General features: G+C 62.1%; 21 protein-coding genes, 1 tRNA gene and 1 pseudogene. 6 read left to right on the forward strand and 17 right to left on the reverse strand.

All coding sequences use genetic code 11. The annotated features are described in order from the left end of the window. Positions 1-2,491 (forward strand): hybrid sensor histidine kinase/response regulator (locus tag AC1DUU_RS06550; RefSeq protein WP_476782612.1); only part of this gene is annotated, 2,491 nt, incomplete at its 5' end. Between the two features lie 8 nt (positions 2,492-2,499). Here the strand turns inward: AC1DUU_RS06550 and AC1DUU_RS06555 are convergent. Together AC1DUU_RS06555 and AC1DUU_RS06560 are read right to left on the reverse strand one after the other, a co-directional pair. Beyond that, complete coding sequence (locus AC1DUU_RS06555) at positions 2,500-3,156, reverse strand: response regulator (RefSeq protein WP_476782613.1); 657 nt, start codon at positions 3,154-3,156, stop codon at positions 2,500-2,502. A gap of 153 nt (positions 3,157-3,309) precedes the next feature. Next, positions 3,310-3,747 (reverse strand): hypothetical protein, encoded by a 438-nt coding sequence (locus AC1DUU_RS06560; RefSeq protein WP_476782614.1) that lies wholly within the window; start codon positions 3,745-3,747, stop codon positions 3,310-3,312. Positions 3,748-3,860: 113 nt separating this feature from the next. On the opposite strand from AC1DUU_RS06560, the gene AC1DUU_RS06565 reads away from it, so the two are divergent. Both AC1DUU_RS06565 and AC1DUU_RS06570 read left to right on the forward strand, forming a co-directional pair. Beyond that, positions 3,861-4,208 (forward strand): DUF952 domain-containing protein, encoded by a 348-nt coding sequence (locus tag AC1DUU_RS06565; protein WP_476782615.1) that lies wholly within the window; start codon positions 3,861-3,863, stop codon positions 4,206-4,208. After that, entirely contained in the window at positions 4,205-5,281 is a 1,077-nt protein-coding gene (locus AC1DUU_RS06570; RefSeq protein ID WP_476782616.1) for a quinone-dependent dihydroorotate dehydrogenase, read from the forward strand. Before AC1DUU_RS06565 ends, AC1DUU_RS06570 begins: the two co-directional genes overlap by 4 nt. Here AC1DUU_RS06570 and AC1DUU_RS06575 read toward each other — a convergent pair. Next, on the reverse strand, positions 5,257-6,615 hold the full coding sequence (locus AC1DUU_RS06575) for an MATE family efflux transporter (protein WP_476782617.1): 1,359 nt from the start codon (positions 6,613-6,615) through the stop codon (positions 5,257-5,259). The genes AC1DUU_RS06570 and AC1DUU_RS06575 overlap by 25 nt on opposite strands. A gap of 119 nt (positions 6,616-6,734) precedes the next feature. Here AC1DUU_RS06575 and AC1DUU_RS06580 point away from each other — a divergent pair. Further along, positions 6,735-7,630: pseudogene (locus tag AC1DUU_RS06580) on the forward strand (histone deacetylase family protein). Positions 7,631-7,632: 2 nt separating this feature from the next. Here AC1DUU_RS06580 and AC1DUU_RS06585 read toward each other — a convergent pair. Next, positions 7,633-7,896, reverse strand: coding sequence for a DUF6460 domain-containing protein (locus AC1DUU_RS06585; protein WP_476782618.1), 264 nt, complete (start codon positions 7,894-7,896; stop codon positions 7,633-7,635). A 114-nt stretch (positions 7,897-8,010) separates the two neighbouring features. After that, entirely contained in the window at positions 8,011-8,982 is a 972-nt protein-coding gene (locus AC1DUU_RS06590) for a UDP-glucuronic acid decarboxylase family protein (RefSeq protein WP_476782619.1), read from the reverse strand. Positions 8,983-9,087: 105 nt separating this feature from the next. Between AC1DUU_RS06590 and AC1DUU_RS06595 the strand changes: the two genes are divergently transcribed. Beyond that, the gene (locus AC1DUU_RS06595; protein ID WP_476782620.1) at positions 9,088-10,350 is read left to right on the forward strand and encodes a glycosyltransferase family 2 protein; all 1,263 of its coding nucleotides are present in this window, start codon (positions 9,088-9,090) and stop codon (positions 10,348-10,350) included. Between the two features lie 75 nt (positions 10,351-10,425). After that, a tRNA-Gly gene (locus AC1DUU_RS06600) sits at positions 10,426-10,499 on the forward strand. A 73-nt stretch (positions 10,500-10,572) separates the two neighbouring features. On the opposite strand, the gene AC1DUU_RS06605 is transcribed toward AC1DUU_RS06600, so the two are convergent. The 12 genes from AC1DUU_RS06605 to ssb all read right to left on the reverse strand — a co-directional run. After that, positions 10,573-11,598 (reverse strand): tyrosine-type recombinase/integrase, encoded by a 1,026-nt coding sequence (locus AC1DUU_RS06605; RefSeq protein WP_476782621.1) that lies wholly within the window; start codon positions 11,596-11,598, stop codon positions 10,573-10,575. Next, on the reverse strand, positions 11,585-11,785 hold the full coding sequence (locus AC1DUU_RS06610) for a hypothetical protein (protein WP_476782622.1): 201 nt from the start codon (positions 11,783-11,785) through the stop codon (positions 11,585-11,587). Before AC1DUU_RS06610 ends, AC1DUU_RS06605 begins: the two co-directional genes overlap by 14 nt. Continuing rightward, entirely contained in the window at positions 11,785-12,171 is a 387-nt protein-coding gene (locus AC1DUU_RS06615) for a DUF4326 domain-containing protein (RefSeq protein WP_476782623.1), read from the reverse strand. The genes AC1DUU_RS06610 and AC1DUU_RS06615 overlap by 1 nt, the downstream gene beginning before the upstream one ends. Next, positions 12,168-12,653 carry an ASCH domain-containing protein gene (locus AC1DUU_RS06620; RefSeq protein WP_476782624.1) on the reverse strand — a complete coding sequence of 162 codons (486 nt, stop codon included), beginning with the start codon at positions 12,651-12,653 and terminating at the stop codon, positions 12,168-12,170. Before AC1DUU_RS06620 ends, AC1DUU_RS06615 begins: the two co-directional genes overlap by 4 nt. Further along, positions 12,650-13,642 (reverse strand): DUF5131 family protein, encoded by a 993-nt coding sequence (locus tag AC1DUU_RS06625; protein ID WP_476782625.1) that lies wholly within the window; start codon positions 13,640-13,642, stop codon positions 12,650-12,652. The genes AC1DUU_RS06620 and AC1DUU_RS06625 overlap by 4 nt, the downstream gene beginning before the upstream one ends. After that, positions 13,642-13,965 (reverse strand): hypothetical protein, encoded by a 324-nt coding sequence (locus AC1DUU_RS06630; RefSeq protein ID WP_476782626.1) that lies wholly within the window; start codon positions 13,963-13,965, stop codon positions 13,642-13,644. Before AC1DUU_RS06630 ends, AC1DUU_RS06625 begins: the two co-directional genes overlap by 1 nt. Next, positions 13,943-14,692 carry a hypothetical protein gene (locus AC1DUU_RS06635; protein WP_476782627.1) on the reverse strand — a complete coding sequence of 250 codons (750 nt, stop codon included), beginning with the start codon at positions 14,690-14,692 and terminating at the stop codon, positions 13,943-13,945. Before AC1DUU_RS06635 ends, AC1DUU_RS06630 begins: the two co-directional genes overlap by 23 nt. A gap of 2 nt (positions 14,693-14,694) precedes the next feature. Next, complete coding sequence (dnaN, locus tag AC1DUU_RS06640; RefSeq protein WP_476782628.1) at positions 14,695-15,831, reverse strand: DNA polymerase III subunit beta; 1,137 nt, start codon at positions 15,829-15,831, stop codon at positions 14,695-14,697. Then, positions 15,828-16,793 carry a DUF2303 family protein gene (locus AC1DUU_RS06645; protein ID WP_476782629.1) on the reverse strand — a complete coding sequence of 322 codons (966 nt, stop codon included), beginning with the start codon at positions 16,791-16,793 and terminating at the stop codon, positions 15,828-15,830. The genes dnaN and AC1DUU_RS06645 overlap by 4 nt, the downstream gene beginning before the upstream one ends. 35 nt (positions 16,794-16,828) lie before the next feature. After that, positions 16,829-17,176, reverse strand: a complete 348-nt coding sequence (locus AC1DUU_RS06650) for a hypothetical protein (protein WP_476782630.1) — start codon at positions 17,174-17,176, stop codon at positions 16,829-16,831. Between the two features lie 22 nt (positions 17,177-17,198). Next, the gene (locus tag AC1DUU_RS06655) at positions 17,199-17,531 is read right to left on the reverse strand and encodes a hypothetical protein (protein WP_476782631.1); all 333 of its coding nucleotides are present in this window, start codon (positions 17,529-17,531) and stop codon (positions 17,199-17,201) included. A 14-nt stretch (positions 17,532-17,545) separates the two neighbouring features. Beyond that, a partial coding sequence (gene ssb, locus AC1DUU_RS06660; RefSeq protein ID WP_476782632.1) for a single-stranded DNA-binding protein occupies positions 17,546-18,027 on the reverse strand: 482 nt, incomplete at its 5' end.

Consider the following 18,027-nt stretch of genomic DNA (forward strand, 5'->3'; position numbering starts at 1 on the left):
CATCGGCGGCCTGTCCGCGGCTACCGCCATGGTCATCRTGGCAAGCGTGGCGCTGTCGATCATGATTTCCAACGATCTCGTCATCCCGATCTTCGTGCGCCGGCTGATCAAGATCAAATCCGGCGACACCGAGGATTGGTCGGCGATCATCCTCAACATCCGACGCGCCTCGATCTTCATCATCCTGTTCGTCGCCTTTCTCTACTACCGCGAAAGCACCAACAACACGCGCCTTGCCTCTATCGGCCTGATGTCGTTTGCGGCCATTGCCCAGTTCGCGCCGTCCTTCATCGGCGGCTTGATCTGGAGGCGCGCCAATGCGCGCGGTGCCGCCCTTGGCATGGCCGCCGGCATCGCCGTGTGGTGCTACACGCTGATGCTGCCGACGCTCGCCGCGCCTGACACCTCGATCATCACCGACGGGCTTTTCGGCATCGAGGCGCTCAGGCCCCAGGCTCTGTTCGGCACGATCGCCGAACCGCTCAATCACGGTGTGTTGTGGAGCCTGGCGATCAACGCGCTGTTCTTCGTCTTCGGTTCGCTGTCACGCGCTTCGGTACCGCTCGAACGCATCCAGGCCTCGATCTTCGTGCCGCGCGATTCAAGCCCGATGCCATCGCTGCGCCGTTTCCGCACCACCATCACCGTCAACGACCTCAAGGACACCATCGCTCGCTATCTCGGCGTCGAACGCACTGAGCGCTCGTTCCAGACCTTCCAGATCGAAAGCGGCAGCAAGCTCAACGGCAACGATCCCGCTGGCATGGACGTCATCCGATTCTCCGAGCAGCTGATGGCGAGCGCTGTCGGCTCGTCTTCGGCGCGTCTGATCCTGTCTCTGCTGTTCAAGCGCGGCGACAACTCCTCGAAAGACACGTTCCGCCTGCTCGACGACGCCACCGAGGCGCTGCAGCACAACCGCGACCTTCTGCAGATCGCGCTCGATCAGATGGAACAGGGCATCACCGTCTTCGATCAGGATTTCCGCCTGATCTGCTGGAACCGCCAATACCGCTCGCTGTTCGACCTGCCTGACGACATGGGTCAGRTGGGCGTTTCGATCGACCGCATCCTCGGTTACCTCGTAGCCCGCGGCGACATCCAGCAGACCTCGCGCCTGACCACGCTCAACCGGCTGACCAGCTTCGGCGGCCCCTGGCAGATCGAGCTGCAAACCAGCGGCAGGATCATCGAGATGAGTTCCAACCCGATGCCAGATGGCGGCATCGTTGCGACCTACACCGATATCTCCGCGCGCGTCGCGGCCGACCTCGCCCTCAAGCGCGCCAACGAGTCGCTGGAACAGCGCGTCAAGAGCCGCACCGCCGAACTGACCCGCGTCAACGAAGAACTCGCCCAGGCGCAGATGCTCGCCGAAGAGGCCAATCTCGGCAAGACGCGCTTTCTCGCGGCTGCCGGCCACGACATCCTGCAGCCGCTCAATGCCGCCCGGCTCTACTGCTCGTCGCTGATCGAAAAGACTGGCAAGGGCAATGCGGGCGTTGCCGCCAGGAATATCGAATCTTCGCTGGAATCGGTCGAGACCATCCTGGGCGCGGTGCTCGATATTTCGCGGCTTGACGCTGGTGCTATGAAGCCGGCCGAAACTGTGTTCCGCCTCGACGGACTGCTACGCCAGATTGGTACCGACTTCCTGCCCATGGCGCGCGCCAAGGATCTCGAACTGGTGATCGTGCCGTCGACCTTGACCGTCAACACCGATCGCAACCTGTTGCGCCGGCTGATCCAGAATCTGGTGTCCAACGCGATCAAATACACCCGCAGCGGCCGCATCGTCGTGGGGGTCAGACGCCGTGGCGAGCTCGTCGAAATCCAGGTGATCGACACCGGCATCGGCATCGCCGCCGACAAGCTCGGCACCGTATTCCAGGAATTCACGCGGCTCGACGACGGCATGCGCGAGGCGCAAGGGCTCGGGCTCGGCCTGTCGATCGTCGACCGTATCGCGCGCGTGCTCAAGCTCGAAATCCAGATCGAGTCGCACAAGGGTCTGGGCACGCGCTTTTCGGTGATACTGCCGATCACCACCGCCGCGGAATTGCCCGCCGCGACGACGACCCGCCCCCGCATCCAGGCCGCCGCCGCCCTMAACGGGCTGACGGTCGTGTGCATCGACAATGATGCCCGCATTCTCGAAGGCATGCGGCTTCTGCTCGAAGGCTGGGGTTGTATGGTGCGAACCTACTCCGGCACGGAAGCCTTCGAGGCCGACCAGAACGTCGGGCCGGCACCTGAGATCATCCTCGCCGACTATCATCTCGACGGCGAAAACGGCCTCGACGTCATCCGCACCCTGCGCGGAGCGTATGGCGAAGCGATACCGGCGGTGCTGATCACCGCCGACCGTTCCAACGAGGTGCGCGCCGCCGCCGACCAGATCGACGTCGCCGTGCTCAACAAGCCGCTGAAGCCCGCCGTGCTGCGATCGATGATGAACCGCATGCGGCGCATGGCCCACGCCGCCGAGTAGAATTCGCGCTACACCGCTGGGCGTGGATCGCTGCCGATCTTGGACAGCAGGATGACCGCCTGGGTGCGGCTSTCGACGCCGAGCTTCTGCAGGATCGCCGARACATGGGCCTTGATSGTSGCTTCYGASACCCCRAGCTCATAGGCGATCTGCTTGTTGAGCAGCCCTTCCGCCAGCATGCCGAGCACGCGCGTCTGCTGCGGCGTCAGCGATTGCAGCCGCTTGATCAGGTCGGAGATTTCCGGGTCGCGCTCGACCCCGAGGTCGATATCGCCGGGTGCGGAGATCTCGCCGGACAGCACGGCCTTGATGGCGCTGCGGATGTCGTCCATGCTCGCCGATTTCGAGATGAAACCCGAAGCGCCGAGCTCGAGCGCACGGCGGACGGTTTCGGGGTCGTCCTGGGCCGAAACGATGACCACGGGCACCGTCGCATGGACGCCGCGCAGCGAAATGAGGCCGGACAGTCCAGAGGCGCCGGGCATGGAAAGGTCGAGAAGGACGAGGTCGATATCCTCATGGGCGGCAACGATCGCCTTGACGCTCTCGAAGTCGCCGGCTTCCAGCACGCTCGAGACGTCGGCGAGCCCCGCGATGGCTTGTTTGAGAGCACCGCGAAAAAGCGGATGGTCGTCCGCGATGACGAACTTATGGCCTGCTGGCAAATATTCCTCCCGAGGTCCCGACCGTTCTGTACGCCTTGGACCGTCGGGCGCGATTATGCGACCCGGTGCCGGCTTTTCAAGCAGTTAAAGTCAAAAGATCACGGAAGCAGCGCTTCATGCTCAACTTTCAGGCGCAAGCACACCGGGTGGCGCTCAAGTCTTGTTCGGCGCCGGCTCAGGCGGGAGCGCCTTGTCTTCCTTTTCCATGTCCTTGACTATGCCCATGAAGCTGCGGAAAAAGCGCTCCATGTAACCCATGCTCTTCTGGAATTCTTCTTCGGTCGGCAGCTTCGATTCCATCCGCGCAGTCAGCGAATTCTCAAGCTTTACCACTCGCTCTTCGATCGTCTTGATATCCCCTTGCAGGCGGCCAATCTCATCTTGAAGTGCCGAGCGTTCGTCGGCGGCAAGCTTGCACACCAGCTGGCTGTCACGCTCCTCGCAGATCGACATCTCGCCGGTCTGGGTGTCCATGCGAACATAGCCCTTGTCGGTCTTTTCCATCTGGAAGCGCTGTCCTTCGGCGGCAAATGCCGAAGTGGCCCCGAGGCCGGCAAGCATGGGAACGAATATCAAAAAGGCACGGCGCATGACTGTCTCCATTTGCGGACGATGCGAATTGTCGCGCTGCAATAGGCCCAAATTGCGGTGGGGCAAGTCAAGCCGCCCTTTCCCGGATCATGCTTTCAGCCTATAGCGCGCATATGACGAAGACCATCTACAAGATCTGCCCCGAACCGATGTGGCGCCAAGCCGAGCGGAGCGGGGTTTTCCAAGGCGCGCCCATCGATCTCGCCGACGGCTTTATCCATTTCTCAACCGCCGAGCAGGTTGTAGAGACGGCAGCCAAGCACTTCGCCGGCTTGGACAATCTGCTGCTTGTCGCCTTCGATGCCGACAGGTTCGGGCCCTCCCTGAAATACGAAGTCTCGCGCGGCGGCGCTTTGTTTCCGCATCTTTACGCGCCGCTCGAAACGAGTGCCGCCAAATGGGTGCGTGCCTTGCCGCTCAAGGCCGATGGCGCCCACGATTTCCCGGAGCTTGAGGCATGAGCGCTTTCGACCGGCTTGGCCGGCACCTGCTGTTCAGCTTCGATGCGGAGACCGCGCATGGCATGTCGATCAAGRCACTGCGCTGCGGCCTGCCGGTGGGCGGCCGCGCACCGCGCGATGCCCGCCTGCGCCTGAAGATCGCCGGTCTCGACGTTCCCAACCCGCTGGGCATGGCAGCCGGCTACGACAAGAACGGCGAAGTACCGGACGCGCTGCTCGGCCTAGGTTTCGGCTTTGCCGAAGTGGGCACCGTGACGCCGCTGCCGCAGGCCGGCAATCCCAAGCCGCGCATCTTCCGCCTCGTTGAGGACGACGCCGTCATCAACCGGCTCGGCTTCAACAATGAGGGCCATGATGCCTGCGAAAAGCGTCTCATCGCGCGGTCGGGACGGCCTGGCATCGTTGGCGTCAACATCGGCGCCAACAAGGACAGCACCAACCGCATTAGCGACTATATCAGCGGCGTGAAGCGCTTCGCACGCCACGCGTCTTATCTCACCGTCAACATCTCTTCGCCCAACACGCCGGGCCTGCGCAACATGCAGGCGCGCGAACAGCTCGCCGAATTGCTGGCCAGTGTCATCGTCGCCCGCGTCGAGGCCGGCCATCCGGTTCCGATTTTCCTCAAGATCGCGCCCGATTTGCATGAGGCCGAGCTGGAAGACATCGCCGCCGAGGTCACCGAAAAGGGCATCGACGGCATCATCGTTTCCAACACCACGATCGCCCGGCCGACCCTGCGCAGCCCGACTCACACCGGTGAAACCGGTGGCCTGTCGGGCAAGCCGCTGTTTGCACGTTCGACGGCGGTGCTTGCGCGCATGCGCAAGCTGCTCGGGCCCCAGCGCGCCATCATCGGTGTTGGCGGCGTGGATTCGACCGAGACCGCGCTCGAAAAAATCCGCGCCGGTGCCGATCTCGTGCAGCTCTACACCGGCATGGTCTATGCCGGTCCGTCGCTGCCGGCACGCATCGTGCGCGGCATGTCGGATTTCGCCGCGCGCGAAGGCGTGAAGAACATTTCCGAGCTGCGCGACAGCAAGCTCGATCAGTGGGCAGCGGCACCGCTCTGAAAGGTCGCCCTTGCCCGCGGCCTGAGTATCGCCAGCAGGCACAGGCCGCGCACTATAAGCAGCAGGTGCAACGCCGCCCATAGCCCGGCATTGCCGAAGTGCGAAGGCAGCACCAGCAGTGCTGCGATGAATGCCAGCAGCGAGATCACCATCATGTTGCGCATGTCGCGCGACCAGGCAGCACCAATGAAGATGCCGTCCATCTGGAAGGCCAGCACGCCGCTCAGCGCCGTGAACGCCGCCCAGGGCAGGAAGGCGATAGCCGCCGAGCGAACATCCTCGGCGGTCGAAATCAGCGCAACCAAATCGGCGCCGAAGATCAGAAGTGCCGCCGTCATGCTGCCGGCCAGCGCGAATCCCCAGATCGAGCAGAGATAGACAGCCTTGCGGAAGGCCGGCTCATAGCGCGCGCCGACGGCACGGCCGGCAAGCTGTTCGGCGGCGGCGGCAAAGCCATCAAGGAAGAAGCCAGCGGCAATGAAGAAGTTCATCAGCACAGCATTGGCAGCGAGCGTCACCGTGCCGAACTGGGCGCCCTGGCGGGTGAACAGCGCGAAGGCGACGAGCAGCGACAGCGACCTGATCATGATGTCGCGATTGAGCACGAACAGGCGCCGGAACGCTGCGGCGTCGAAGACGCGCCCACGTGCCAGTTTCGGCTGGCGCCCGAATCGCCGCAACAGCACGGCAAGGCCGATGACCATGCCAGCCGCCTCGCCGGCAACCGCCGCCCAGGCAACGCCTTCAACGCCCCAGCCGAAATGCAGACCCAGCATGATCGACAGCACGATGTTGACGCCGTTGAGCGTCGCTTGCAAAAACAGCGCGAAACCGCCCTCGCCCCGCCCCAATATGTAGCCGAGGATGGCATAATTGATCAGCGCGAAGGGCGCGCCGAGCATACGGATACGGACATAGTGGTCGAGCGTCTCGCTGACCCGCGGCTCGGCCTGCATGAACCATTGCCCGGCTTGCGAGGTCAACGGCGCCGTCAGCGCCAGCACGATGCCGGCAATCAAAGCGATCACCACGGCACGCCAGAAGACCGCCTGCTCCTCCGCCGCATCATTGCGGCCGAAGGCCTGGGCCACGAGCGCCGTCGTGCCGGCGCGCAGGAAGTTGAAACTGGTGAAGACCACGTCGAAGGCGACAGCACCCGCCGCAAGGCCACCGAGCAGCGCGGCATCGCCGAACTGGCCGACGACGCCGGTCCCGACAAGGCCGATGAACGGCGTCGTCAGATAGGCTAGGGTCATTGGCACGGCAATCGCCAGCACCGAGCGGTTGGTGACGGAAAAAGGCGTCACACGGCCCTCTGGCGATGCGTATTCCAACGATAGTCCTCCCTGTTGCCGAATCTCCCGCTCGGGCACATGCCCCGGTTTCCCCAACGCCCGCAACCATTTAAGTTGTGGGGCCAATCGAATTCGCCCCGGTGGTTCAGCAGTTGCCCATGCCGCTTCAGATCGTCAGCCATCCCGACTACGACGCCGGCTTCGCGCCGGACCATCGCTTTCCGATGAGCAAATACCGCCATCTCATGGAACGGCTCGAAACGCTCGGCCTTACCGGCGGGCTCAGCCTGGCTGAACCGATCCCGGCGGCGAGGCTTCATCGGGCCCATGACGCCGGTTATGTCGGACAGGTGCTGACCTATGCCGTTCCGCCGCATATCGAGCGCGAGATCGGTTTTCCCGTCGACGAGCGCGTGTCGCGCCGTGCCCAGCTTGCGGCGGGCGGCACGCTCGCTGCGGCGCATCTTGCGCTTACCCACGGCATCGCCTGCAACGCCGCCGGCGGCAGCCACCATGCGCGGCGCGCCCAGGCGCTGGTTTCTGCACCTTCAACGATGTTGCCGTGGCAGCCCTTGCGCTGCTGCAAGACAAGCTCGTCGACAACATCCTGGTGGTCGACCTTGACGTGCACCAAGGCGACGGTACGGCCGAAATCCTTGCCGGCACCCCTTCGGTCTTCACCTTTTCGATGCATGCCGAGAAGAATTACCCCGTGCGCAAGGTCGCCTCCAACCTCGACATCGGCTTGCCCGATGGAACCGGCGACGACGCCTATATGGAGACCCTGACTGACGCGCTCGCGAACCTGTCGCGGCGTGGAGGATGGGACATCGTGTTCTACAATGCCGGCGTCGATCCGCATCACGAAGACCGACTTGGCCGTCTTTCGCTCAGCGGCGACGGCTTGCGCCGCCGCGAACACCTTGTCATCGAGCATTTTCGCAATGCCGGCGTTCCACTGTGTGGCGTGATCGGCGGCGGCTATTCGACCGACATCAAAGCGCTTGCGGCACGCCATGCGATCCTGTTCGAAACGGCGGCGACCTTTGTCTGAGCCTATTTGCGGTAGCTGAACAGCCTCAGGATGATGAAGGCAGGGACGACGATCGCCGCGCCTAGCAGGAAATAGCCCAGGAAGCGGTCGACGACGCGGAAGCCCATGTTCCAGAGATCGACGAAGAAGTTGCGGATGCCGTAAAGCACGTCGAAGGGCGACCAGCCGAAGGCGCTCATGACGATGCCGACGAGGAAGGAAATCACCAGGAGCTTGATGAACACCCGAAGCGGGGTGTCTCCGAGAAAACGCGTCAATCCGGCCAAGTTCAGTCTCCTGCGATTCTAGCTCTCTTTGGAAATATCGCGATTGCCACGTCAGCTTCAAGGCGTGGGCAGGCGGGCACGCCTCGGCTGCCGGCTTCCTGAGGCCGTTTCCCGTCACGAAACAGCAGCTGACGCTTGCCGGGCGCTGCTTAACTGGTCCCGGAAATAAGCCACCGTGCGCTGCAGACCTTCGGTCAATGCGGTTCGCGGCTGCCAGCCCAACATGCCGGCCAAAGTGATATCTGGCCGCCTTTGCCTGGGATCGTCTACTGGCAAAGGGAAGAATTCAAACCGCGACGCGCTACCCGTCGCTGCCACCACCGCCTTTGCCAGTTCGATCATCGAGAATTCCTCGGGATTGCCCAGATTGACCGGGCCGGTGAACTCCCTTGGCGAAGCCATCAGCCTGATCAGGCCGTCGACCAGATCATCGACATAACAAAACGAGCGCGTCTGCGCGCCGTCGCCGAAGATCGAGATGGCGTCGCCCTTAAGTGCCTGCATGATGAAGTTCGACACGACGCGACCGTCGTTGGGCTGCATCCTCGGGCCGTAGGTATTGAATATCCTGGCGACCTTGATCTCCAGGTCGTGCTGGCGCCGATAGTCGAAGAACAGCGTTTCGGCGCAGCGCTTGCCTTCGTCGTAGCAGGAGCGCGGACCAATCGGATTGACGTTGCCCCAGTAATCCTCCGGCTGCGGATGAACGGTCGGGTCGCCGTAAACTTCAGACGTCGAAGCCTGCAGGATTTTGGCGCCAAGCCGCTTGGCGAGACCAAGCATGTTGATGGCGCCCAATACGCTGGTTTTTGTCGTCTGCACCGGGTTGCGCTGGTAGTGGATCGGCGAAGCTGGACAGGCGAGGTTGTAGATCTCGTCGACCTCGACATGAAGCGGCCGGCACACATCGTGGCGCATGAACTCGAAACGAGGATGCGCGCCCAGATGCGCGATGTTTTCGGCAGCGCCGGTGTAGAAATTGTCGACGCATAAGACTTGCGCGCCCGTCTCCAGCAGCTTTTCGCAAAGATGCGAACCAAGAAATCCGGCACCGCCCGTTACCAGGACCCGCTTTTCAGGATGCATATTGCCTTTTACTTTCGCTAATAACGCAGGCCGATAGATGGGCGTGGGCATTTTCCCAGACCGCTTCTATAAGCTCATGATTTCAAGGCCAATAGGCGTGTCCGAATGAACGACTTCGACGACAAAGCTTCCAGCCCGGATTATGCGAGCGAGCATCCCGCGTCAGATTTCACGATCGGCGACCGCAGCATCGCGCAATTGTCGGGCGACGCAGTCAAGCCGCCGCTCGTCAGCTTCGTCGTCATCAGCTGGAACTACGCTCAGTTTGTTGGTGCCGCGATCGATTCGATCAGGGCGCAGGACTATCCGCATTTCGAATGCCTGGTCATCAACAATGGCTCGACCGACGACAGTGCCGAGGTGATTGCCAGGCACATTCAGGGCGACAACCGGTTCGCCGTCGCCACACTTGCCGAAAACCTCGGGCAACTGGGCGCCGCATTCTGGGCGCTGGACAAGGTAAAGGGCGGTCTCGTCACCTTTGTCGACGCCGATGATGTGCTGTTTTCGAATTTTGCCTCAATGCACGTCCAGGCGCATCTGGCACTGCCGCACAGCGTTGCCTTCACATCTTCAAGCGTGGCGGAGGTGGACACCCATGGCAACGCGCTGACGGCCGCAGGCGCATGCGTCGATATCAGCGGCAGTCACATGATGCGCGGCTTGCGCGAGAAGGACGCCACATTGCGGGTGCCGTCCATAACCCAAGGGGATTTCGATACCCTGGCAGCCAGGACCGCCATCGTCCCCAGGCCTGTCTTCGGCTGGCATTGGGGGCCGGGCACCGCGAACATGTACCGCGCTTCCATCCTGCGTCTTGTACGCCGCGATGGTCCGCACATGCGCTCCGCCGACGGCTACTTCAATTTCATCTGCAATGCGTTTGCCGGAAGTGCCCTGATCGATGTCATCCTTTCGGGATACCGCCTGCATGGCTCGAACTATTTCTCGGCGCGCGAACGCTCCATCTGGCTGGTGTCAGGCAGTCCCGCTTACAATCTGAAAGCTAGCCAAGCGACACTGACTGATATCGAGTACTTGCTCGCCAATGTGGACAAGTACGCCTGGATGCTCGATGGCGCCTTCTGGCAAGTCGTGGATCAAGTAACCAGGGAAGCGTCCAAGCGCCTGCGGAGTTTCTATCGCGACCCAAAGCTATTTGAGATTTTCCTGGCCAACGCGCCGCGGCTTGCGGCTGAATTTCGTCCTCGCATTTTTTGCCGCGAAATTCTGGCCCGCTTCTCCGGCAGCCAGGCGCGCAAGATCTTGCGCAGAGGGTTCGGCGGCAAGCTCAGCGGCCGCGCCTATGGCGAGATCGCCTTGTCTCGGCTCCGGATGGCCCATTCGGCGCTGCGCAAACGGAAATAGCCCACCATCGTTTAGTGAGGATCAAACCCTTTCCCGATTGCCGAGCCGCATCGCGAATGCTAACCAAGTGCCCGCGCGGGTATGATGTAATGGTAGCCTGTCAGCTTCCCAAGCTGAACGCGCGGGTTCGATTCCCGCTACCCGCTCCAGCTTATGCCACAAGGCTTTGAGCAGGATTTCCACACTGCCGAAAACAGACGGTTTTACAGGCAGTTTTACAGCTTACGTTCTCTTTCTGGCCTCATCGAGCTTGCGGATTCGCTCCTTGATAGCGGCGCCGCGGCTGACGTAGCGACGAATAATCTTGGCTACCTGGTCTTCGTCCCAGGCCATGATCTCTGCGATCTCGCGCTCTGTCAGGCCGGAAATGTAGAACTTGGTCGCCGCGGTTCCCCGCAAATCATGGAAGTTGAGGTTCTCGCCATCGGGCCAGGCATCCTGCTTCGCCTTGACGAATGAACTGCCGAGGCCGTCCTTGACCCAAGGCCGCTTCTTGCTGCTGGTTAGGATGACCGGCGAGTTCCGCGGTATCCGCGCGAGAACGTCGCGCAGCGCCTGATAGAGGGGGATGACGGCCTCGCGCCGATGCCTGCTCTTGCCCGTGGTGATGACAATCGCATCCTCGCCGACATGCGACCAGGACAGCCGGATCAGATCGCCGACACGCAATCCGGTATGGGCTGCCAGATCAACGGCATGAGCCACCTCGGCCGAGCACGTCGCCTTCAGGTGGGCGATGTCGGCGTCCGTCCAGATGATCTCTGCACGGGATCCTGAATAGAGTTGCTTGATCCCTTCACACGGGTTGGTCGCGATCTTGCCGAGCGGGTCGACGGCATAGGACAGCACGCGGGAGAGGACCTGCATGCCATAGTCGGCAGCGCGCGGTGTCTCGGTATAGCCGCCGCGCCATTTGCGGATGAACGGCCTGATCCTTTCGGGCCGGTCGAACTGGGCGATACGCAGATCGCCGAAGTGGTCGGAAATCCGATCAAGCCACGGCCCCCAGTTCCGGCGGGTAGAATCGGCCAGGTCCTTATAGTCCTTGCTCGCCTTGTATCGGATGACGAGCGAGCGGAATTTATTGCTGTCCGGGGCTGATTTCGATTCGACAGCCTCGCTATAGGATGCCTGGAACTGAGGTGTGCCAGGCTCACCCTTTACCGCTGGACCGCCGCGCCAGGCGTAATAGTAGGTCCGGCCCTTGGCCTTGACCGTGTGCAGCCCCTTCAATTCAACCATGACCATGTCTTGCCTCGAAAGCCGCGAGTTCGCGATCGAGGTCATCTTCATCATCGCCGGAAGGCTTCGTAAAGTGCCAGCGGTGAGTGCCGTTCGGCATGATGTCGAGCGCAGCTGGTTCGACGCCGGCCTCTTTCAGCACGGCAAGGGCTGTCTTTAGATCGTTGGGGCGCATGAATGGTCGACGGGCCATCAGCTTTCTCCCTGCTGATTTGCCCGCGCGAGCAGCACGTCTGCATGGCAGGGCTGGTCGAGCCTGCACCAGCATGCGAGGTTCTTGCCTCGCAGCTCGTGCAGGTTGTTTCTCATCGTCTTCCAGCCAGGAAGATCGCTGTCCAAGCATTCAACGAAGCAGTTGACCGCTCGTTGTGCTGCCTCAGTCTTCGACCGGAAGAGCGGGTAGTTAACTTCCCAATCGTGGCGACCAGCGAACGCTGGCGACCCGTCATCCATCCATCGGCCGCATTCAACGACCTTGTAGAGATTTCCCCATTTCGAAGGGCGCGACACCTTCACTGTGTTCTCGGGCATCTTCCAGCCCTTCTTGCGCGACAACTGAACACGAACAGGGGATGTCATAACAGCAACCCTTGCACCGGCGCCGGCGCGGGCTCGGCCGGTCGCTCTTCAGGGTCCATGCGACTGCGCCAGTCGAAGAAGCCTTGCTTGCCCTTGAGCAGGATGGGAGTGATCGGCCGGGCATGAGCCAGCACGAAGCCATAGGTACCGAAGAACCACGGGCTGGCCGAACTCGTGACGCAATCGACGACGTCAGCGACGCCGACGATCGCGCCAAAGGCCAGATCGTCGAATGCCAATGCGGGCACATCGAGGCGCTCGCCGATATAGGCGACGGTGTCCTGGTAGCCGCCGGCATCCTCCGCAAAATTCTTCTTGTCGAACTTGCTGGCATGAATGCAGACCGGCCCACGAATGCCGGTCGACCAGACGCGGTTTTCGATATCCTTCCAGCCCATGACGATGGCATGCGCCCATGGCTGGCGGATTGTGAGGGCGAGCTTCGGCAGGTCGCGCATCATTTCTTCGGCTCCGGGAGTCATGGCCGCACCTCGATTGCGGGCATGGCGCTATGCTCGACCCCGTCGAGCAGTCTGCCGGTGATGGCCTTCGTGGCATGGAGAGCGCTGCCGCAAGACGGCGACCAAAGCCGGCGATCGGCTTGCATCTGACCGGCGGGGAGATGTGCCCCCCATTGCTTGAAGAAGAACGGGACGCCGGCCGTGGCGCATTGGTCACGGATCGAGCGGACCCAATCCGGATGCAGAATCGGTCGAGCGCCCTGGCCGCTCTCGCCGCCGACGATGATCCAGTCGAGCTTCGGGAACCATCCTCGCATGCGTTCTAGACGCGGCTGACAGCCCGTCGGGTCGAAGCCGTTTGGCCCGTACCATTCACTCAATATCTGATAGGTCTGGTCGGCCTTGGGTGTGAAATCAATCGGCCCGAGCATCGGCTCGGCAGAAACGAAGCGGACAGCTGCCGGCGTGTCGAGCAGCTCGGGGATGCGTTCGTCGGCGCGCTGCTGATCCTCGGCCGAGACGCCGATCCAGACATTCGGTAGGGGCCAGGAATAGACCTCTCGTGCCCCGCCGCTGAAAGCGTACCAGTTCGCATAGATATCCTCGAGCAGGTCCGGCCGGGACAAGAATTCTCGCATCCTGTCAGGGCGCTTGGTCAGCACCTGGAAGGTGTGCTGGCTTGCGATTGCCATGACGGTAAAGACGTCAAGGATCCATTCGTCCGGCACATTCTCCGCAAACAGGTCGCCGTGGGCGCAGACGAAGATTCGTCGCGGCTTCTTCCAGTCGATTGGCTGGTGCAGCCATTGCTTGTTAAGGCGGACCTCGCCGGTCCAGACTGGTCCCGCCTTGCTGTCTCGCGTCAGACCGGCGCGGCTTTCATGATGCTTCAGCCGCGTGCCGGCGAGCTTCATGGCGTAGCAGTTGGTGCAGCCGGGCGAGACTACGGAACAGCCGGTGATCGGGTTCCATGTCGCGTCTGTCCATTCGATGAGGGAGTGATCAGCCATCACATGAACCTCATGCCGGTCACAGGAAACGCGCCCCTTTCGCCTTCGCCGGCGAAAACGAACATTCCTTCCTCTTCTTCTGCCGGGGCTAGCCAAAATTGCGTCAGGACGGCGCCGCAACTGTCATCAATGAGGCCCTGCACATCCTCGACGATCTCCTCGCCGTAGTCTGCGAAGGCCTTGGGAATCTCATCGACGGCGGCGCCCGCTATCGTGCGGATATCGACATGTCCTGAGACGAAGGCAGCCCAAGGGTCGCCTTCTTCGGTGACGTAAGCGGTCCAGGGGACGTTGACGTGATCAGACACCGGCTTGCCCTTCAATTGGTTGAGTGGGCAACCGCGGATAATCCGGGTGCGGGGTCCAGTGCGTGTGATAGTCGGGCCAGCCGCCGACCGTGCAGGTCATTTCCTGACCATCAACGGTGACGAGGATCGTTCTACCGAGATCGAGTGGGGTGCCGATATAGGCCGGCTCGCCCAGCCATCGGCCGGTTTGGTCAAGTGTCCACCAGACGACGCTGCCGAAATCTTCGTGCCATTCGTCGAGCGGGCGAGCCTCCACCACGGAGTCCTGCGAAAGAGTGGCGTGCTCTGGCAGTGGTGAGTGTTTCGGCTTGGCTGCCTGCTTGGCGCGGATCTTCTCAAGGTTTGCCCAGCAGCGGGTGAGTTCCGTCTCGCCGGCGCCCAGCATGTCGAAGTTGTGAGCAAGGCAAAGCGCGGCCAGCGTGTTCATGACACCGCCGACTTCCTGATACCGGTCGCCAATGGGGCGATTGAACACGTAGTCGACGAGCTGATGCGCCTCGCTGGCGGTCGTGCCGCAGGCTTGGACCAGTTCGAGGGCTTCCTCGATAAAGCGATGGTTGCGTTCCGTGCGGTCAGCGGCGATCTCCATGCCAAAGCAGGCGAGAAGCCAGGTGCTGACACGATCCTGGTAGCCGCCTCTTTGGGCAGCTCGGGCATCGCGCGCTGCCTGTTCGAAGCGGTTGTTTGCATCGAGCAGATCGTTGATGCGCTTCTGCTCCGGCGTTGGCTGGATGCTGTCCATGGTCACACCCTCATCGGCATGATGACGAAGAGCGGCTTGAGGCCATGCTCGTCGGCATGTTCGGGTTCGACCAGCGCGGGCGCGCCGGCGTCGCCAAGGTTGAAGATCAGCTGCTCGCCGTCGGCCGCGTTGAGCATGTCGAGGCAGTAGCGGCCGTTGAAGCCTACCTCGACGCTGTCACCGGCCAGATGTGTGACGACCGCATCCTCGGTCGCGCTGCCAGCATCGGGATTGTTGGCGGCAAGCGTCAAAAGGCCGTCAGACGAGAACCCGAATTTTACGGCGCTGCCTCGCTCCGACGAGATGGTGGTGACGCGGTCGACCGCATCGGCCATCGTCTTCTTGTCGACGATGAACTGGTTGGGATTTCCCTGCGGGATGACGCGGGTGTAATCCGGAAACGTGCCGTCGATGAGTTTTGAAACCAGTGTGCCGGCAGGCGTTGAAAACCGGATCTTGGTATTCGACACGCTGATCGACACCTCGCCCTTGTCGGCCAGCATCACCTTGAGCAGGCCAACTGTCCGCCGCGGCACGATGATGCCTGGCATGCCTTCGGCACCGTCAGGCAATGGCGCACGGAACCTGGCCAGCCTGTGGCCGTCGGTTGCGACAGCGTTGAACAGTGGGATGCCTTCGTCTTCGCTGGCATGCCAGTGGATGCCGTTGAGATAATAGCGGGTCTCTTCAGACGAGATGGCGTAGGTAACCGTGCCGAGCATCCGGGCCAGCGCGCCGGCGTCGAGCCCGAAATGGTGGCTGAAGTCGCCTGCCGACATGGATGGGAAATCGTCTGCCGGCAGGACGGGAACGCGGAAGCGCGAACGCCCGGCCGAGATGGCGGCGAAGTTCTGCTCAATCTCGAACACGACGTCGACGGCCTCCGGCAGCTTGCGCACGGCGTCATGAAGCGTGCCCGCCGGCAAGGTGAAGGCTGCAGCCGTTGTCGCCTGACATGTCACCTCGGCGCTGATCTCGCAGTCGAGGTCAGAGCCGGTCAGCCTCAGGCTTCCCGCCTCGACGGCGAAAAGCAGGTTCTGCAGCACGGGGATCGTGCTACGCCGCTCGACCGCCTTGCCGGCGAGCGCAAGCGCGGGAAGCAATGCCTCCCGCGCTATGGTGAAGCGGGCCTTGCTCACGCCGACATCTCCGGCTTGCCTTCGAAGACCGGCAGGCTGGTCTTGTCGGCCATGTCGAACAGGGCCGTGCGGACGTGCTCGGTGATGAACAGGTCAGGACGGTAGATGTTGAAAAACCAGTTCAACTGGCCGCCGACAGGGCGATAGCGCAGGCGCACGGGCATACGAACCTTCTCACCCATGAAGAACGGTGCGACCGACAGCATGAAGAGGCCAGGCACCTTGAGCGGCTTGCCGCTGGCGTCGTTGTGCGTCTCCTCGAAGGAGATCTGGCCCTCGCCAGATTGCAGGGTAACGGTGTTCTTGACCTTGGTGTCGACAAAGACCTGCAGGCCGCGCGACAACTCCACCACCTGCGACGGCGTCGCGAAGGTCAGGTTGAAGTCGCGTTCATACCGGATCTTCTCCTCCTCGGAGGGACTGGCAAGATCGGGAATACGATCATCGAGGAACCAGGCGAAGTCAGCCTGCTTCATCATCTGACCGTCCTTTTCGACCCAGGCCTTCCACTCGTCGGACAGCGGGAACGGGTAATGGATGCGGTGCTTGCCGTTGCCGGCCAGCCCGCCAGCCGTGTTCTCGTGATAGTCGACGACGGTAGTAATCGAAGGATTGCGCCACTCCATGTTCGCGAACACGGCGCTGTGCACGGTCTTGTGGCGCTGGGTCAGGCTGAGAAGAGACTCGAAGGTCTGCACCTGGGCAGTGCCAGACTTGCGCGCAGGGTGGGTGCGGTAGTTCTCGAAATGGCTGGCGACGCTTTCGAACTCAGGGCTTTCGCCGCGCAGAAGCCCGACCGGAACTTCGTCGGGCACGCCGAGCATTCCGTCCGGCTTCTTCAGGATCGTGATTTCGGCGCCGTTGGCCATTGTGCCGAGCTTGGCGGCCACTCCCAGATCGAAGCCGAGGCAACCTGGCAGGTTGAGGGTGGCGGCTTCGGCGATGTTTTCTTGGTCGGTCATGATGTGGATAGTCCTTCTGGCTGGAGGTGGAGCGGTTAGACGGTGCGGCGCTCGGCTGCGTCGCGGACGCCGCCGAACATGTCGGTCTGCTGGGGATGCTCGGTCGACAGCGAGCCATCTTCGGTAACCCAGTAGAAGGAAGATCCTCGAGGAGCCTTTGGCACCTTGGTTTCGATGCCGGCGGTGACGGTCACAGCACCAGCCTCGACCTCGAAGTCGAGCGCTAGCGTGACCTTGCCCTTGACCTTGGACTTTCGGCCCATGATCTCGCCGAGGTCCTTGAGCTTGGACAGCGTTTCGCTGATATCGTTGGAGAGCTGGGCGGCAAGCTCACCGCCCTCGAGCATGCCGATAATGACTTGCGCATCGCGTATGCGTTTCATGGTTTTCCTCGGTTTCAGGTAGCTAGGTGTTGGCGGCAACCGGCGCAGCTGGCTGGCCGTCAAGTTCGACGCGAGCGCGCTCGCTCAGCATGGCGATGATGGCCTGCTGTTGAGCGATGTGCGTTTCGATGATAGGGCGCGCCATTGACCACGGCACGTTGAAGAGCCTGTGGCTGTTGGCGCCAGACGGAACGCCCAGTTGCAGGCCGTCCTGGTGTCGACCGAACGCATCGCGAATGTCCGGATGGTTCCGGCGTGACAACGCCTCGGTGATTTCCCCGAGCAATTCGGTGGCAGTCTCGACCTCGCGATAGGCGAGAGCTATTTGATGTGCGGTATCCTTGCTGACTGGCATCGGTCTTCTCCGGCCTAGAATGGGATTTCGTCGTCGAGGTCGCGCGAGGTGGTGTCCTGATTGCCGCGCTCTTGCCGGGTCGAGCCGGACGATGTCGAGCCGCCGCTCTGGCTGCCGTAATCGTCAGGTCCGGCCGCGCCCTGTCGACCGCTGCCCTGCGGCAGCAGCTTCAGTTCGCCATTGAATTCCTTGAGCACGACCTCGGTCGAATAGCGGGGCTGGCCTGCCGGGTCTTCCCATTTACGGGTGCAGAGCATGCCTTCGAGGTAAACGAGGTTGCCCTTCTTGAGGTACTGCTCTGCAACCTCGCAGATGCGTTTGTTGAAGATGACGACCTGGTGCCACTCCGAACGCTCTTTCTTCTCGCCGGTCTGCTTGTCGCGCCAGACTTCGGAGGTGGCGACGCGCAGGTTGACGATCGGATCGCCGCTCTTCATGCGGCGGATTTCAGGGTCGGCACCAAGGCGGCCCATCAATGTGACGCGGTTGATGGAAG

It is taken from the genome of Aminobacter sp. P4_H6_2, assembly GCF_056400805.1.

Bases quoted from the DNA above. Each gene is read 5' to 3' on its own strand.
- AC1DUU_RS06560 (WP_476782614.1), bottom strand. From the start codon at position 3,747: ATGCGCCGTGCCTTTTTGATATTCGTTCCCATGCTTGCCGGCCTCGGG.
- AC1DUU_RS06565 (WP_476782615.1), top strand. From the start codon at position 3,861: ATGACGAAGACCATCTACAAGATCTGCCCCGAACCGATGTGGCGCCAA.
- AC1DUU_RS06590 (WP_476782619.1), bottom strand. From the start codon at position 8,982: ATGCATCCTGAAAAGCGGGTCCTGGTAACGGGCGGTGCCGGATTTCTT.
- AC1DUU_RS06595 (WP_476782620.1), top strand. From the start codon at position 9,088: ATGAACGACTTCGACGACAAAGCTTCCAGCCCGGATTATGCGAGCGAG.
- AC1DUU_RS06605 (WP_476782621.1), bottom strand. From the start codon at position 11,598: ATGGTCATGGTTGAATTGAAGGGGCTGCACACGGTCAAGGCCAAGGGC.
- AC1DUU_RS06610 (WP_476782622.1), bottom strand. From the start codon at position 11,785: ATGGCCCGTCGACCATTCATGCGCCCCAACGATCTAAAGACAGCCCTT.
- AC1DUU_RS06615 (WP_476782623.1), bottom strand. From the start codon at position 12,171: ATGACATCCCCTGTTCGTGTTCAGTTGTCGCGCAAGAAGGGCTGGAAG.
- AC1DUU_RS06620 (WP_476782624.1), bottom strand. From the start codon at position 12,653: ATGACTCCCGGAGCCGAAGAAATGATGCGCGACCTGCCGAAGCTCGCC.
- AC1DUU_RS06625 (WP_476782625.1), bottom strand. From the start codon at position 13,642: ATGGCTGATCACTCCCTCATCGAATGGACAGACGCGACATGGAACCCG.
- AC1DUU_RS06635 (WP_476782627.1), bottom strand. From the start codon at position 14,692: ATGGACAGCATCCAGCCAACGCCGGAGCAGAAGCGCATCAACGATCTG.
- AC1DUU_RS06645 (WP_476782629.1), bottom strand. From the start codon at position 16,793: ATGACCGACCAAGAAAACATCGCCGAAGCCGCCACCCTCAACCTGCCA.
- AC1DUU_RS06650 (WP_476782630.1), bottom strand. From the start codon at position 17,176: ATGAAACGCATACGCGATGCGCAAGTCATTATCGGCATGCTCGAGGGC.
- AC1DUU_RS06655 (WP_476782631.1), bottom strand. From the start codon at position 17,531: ATGCCAGTCAGCAAGGATACCGCACATCAAATAGCTCTCGCCTATCGC.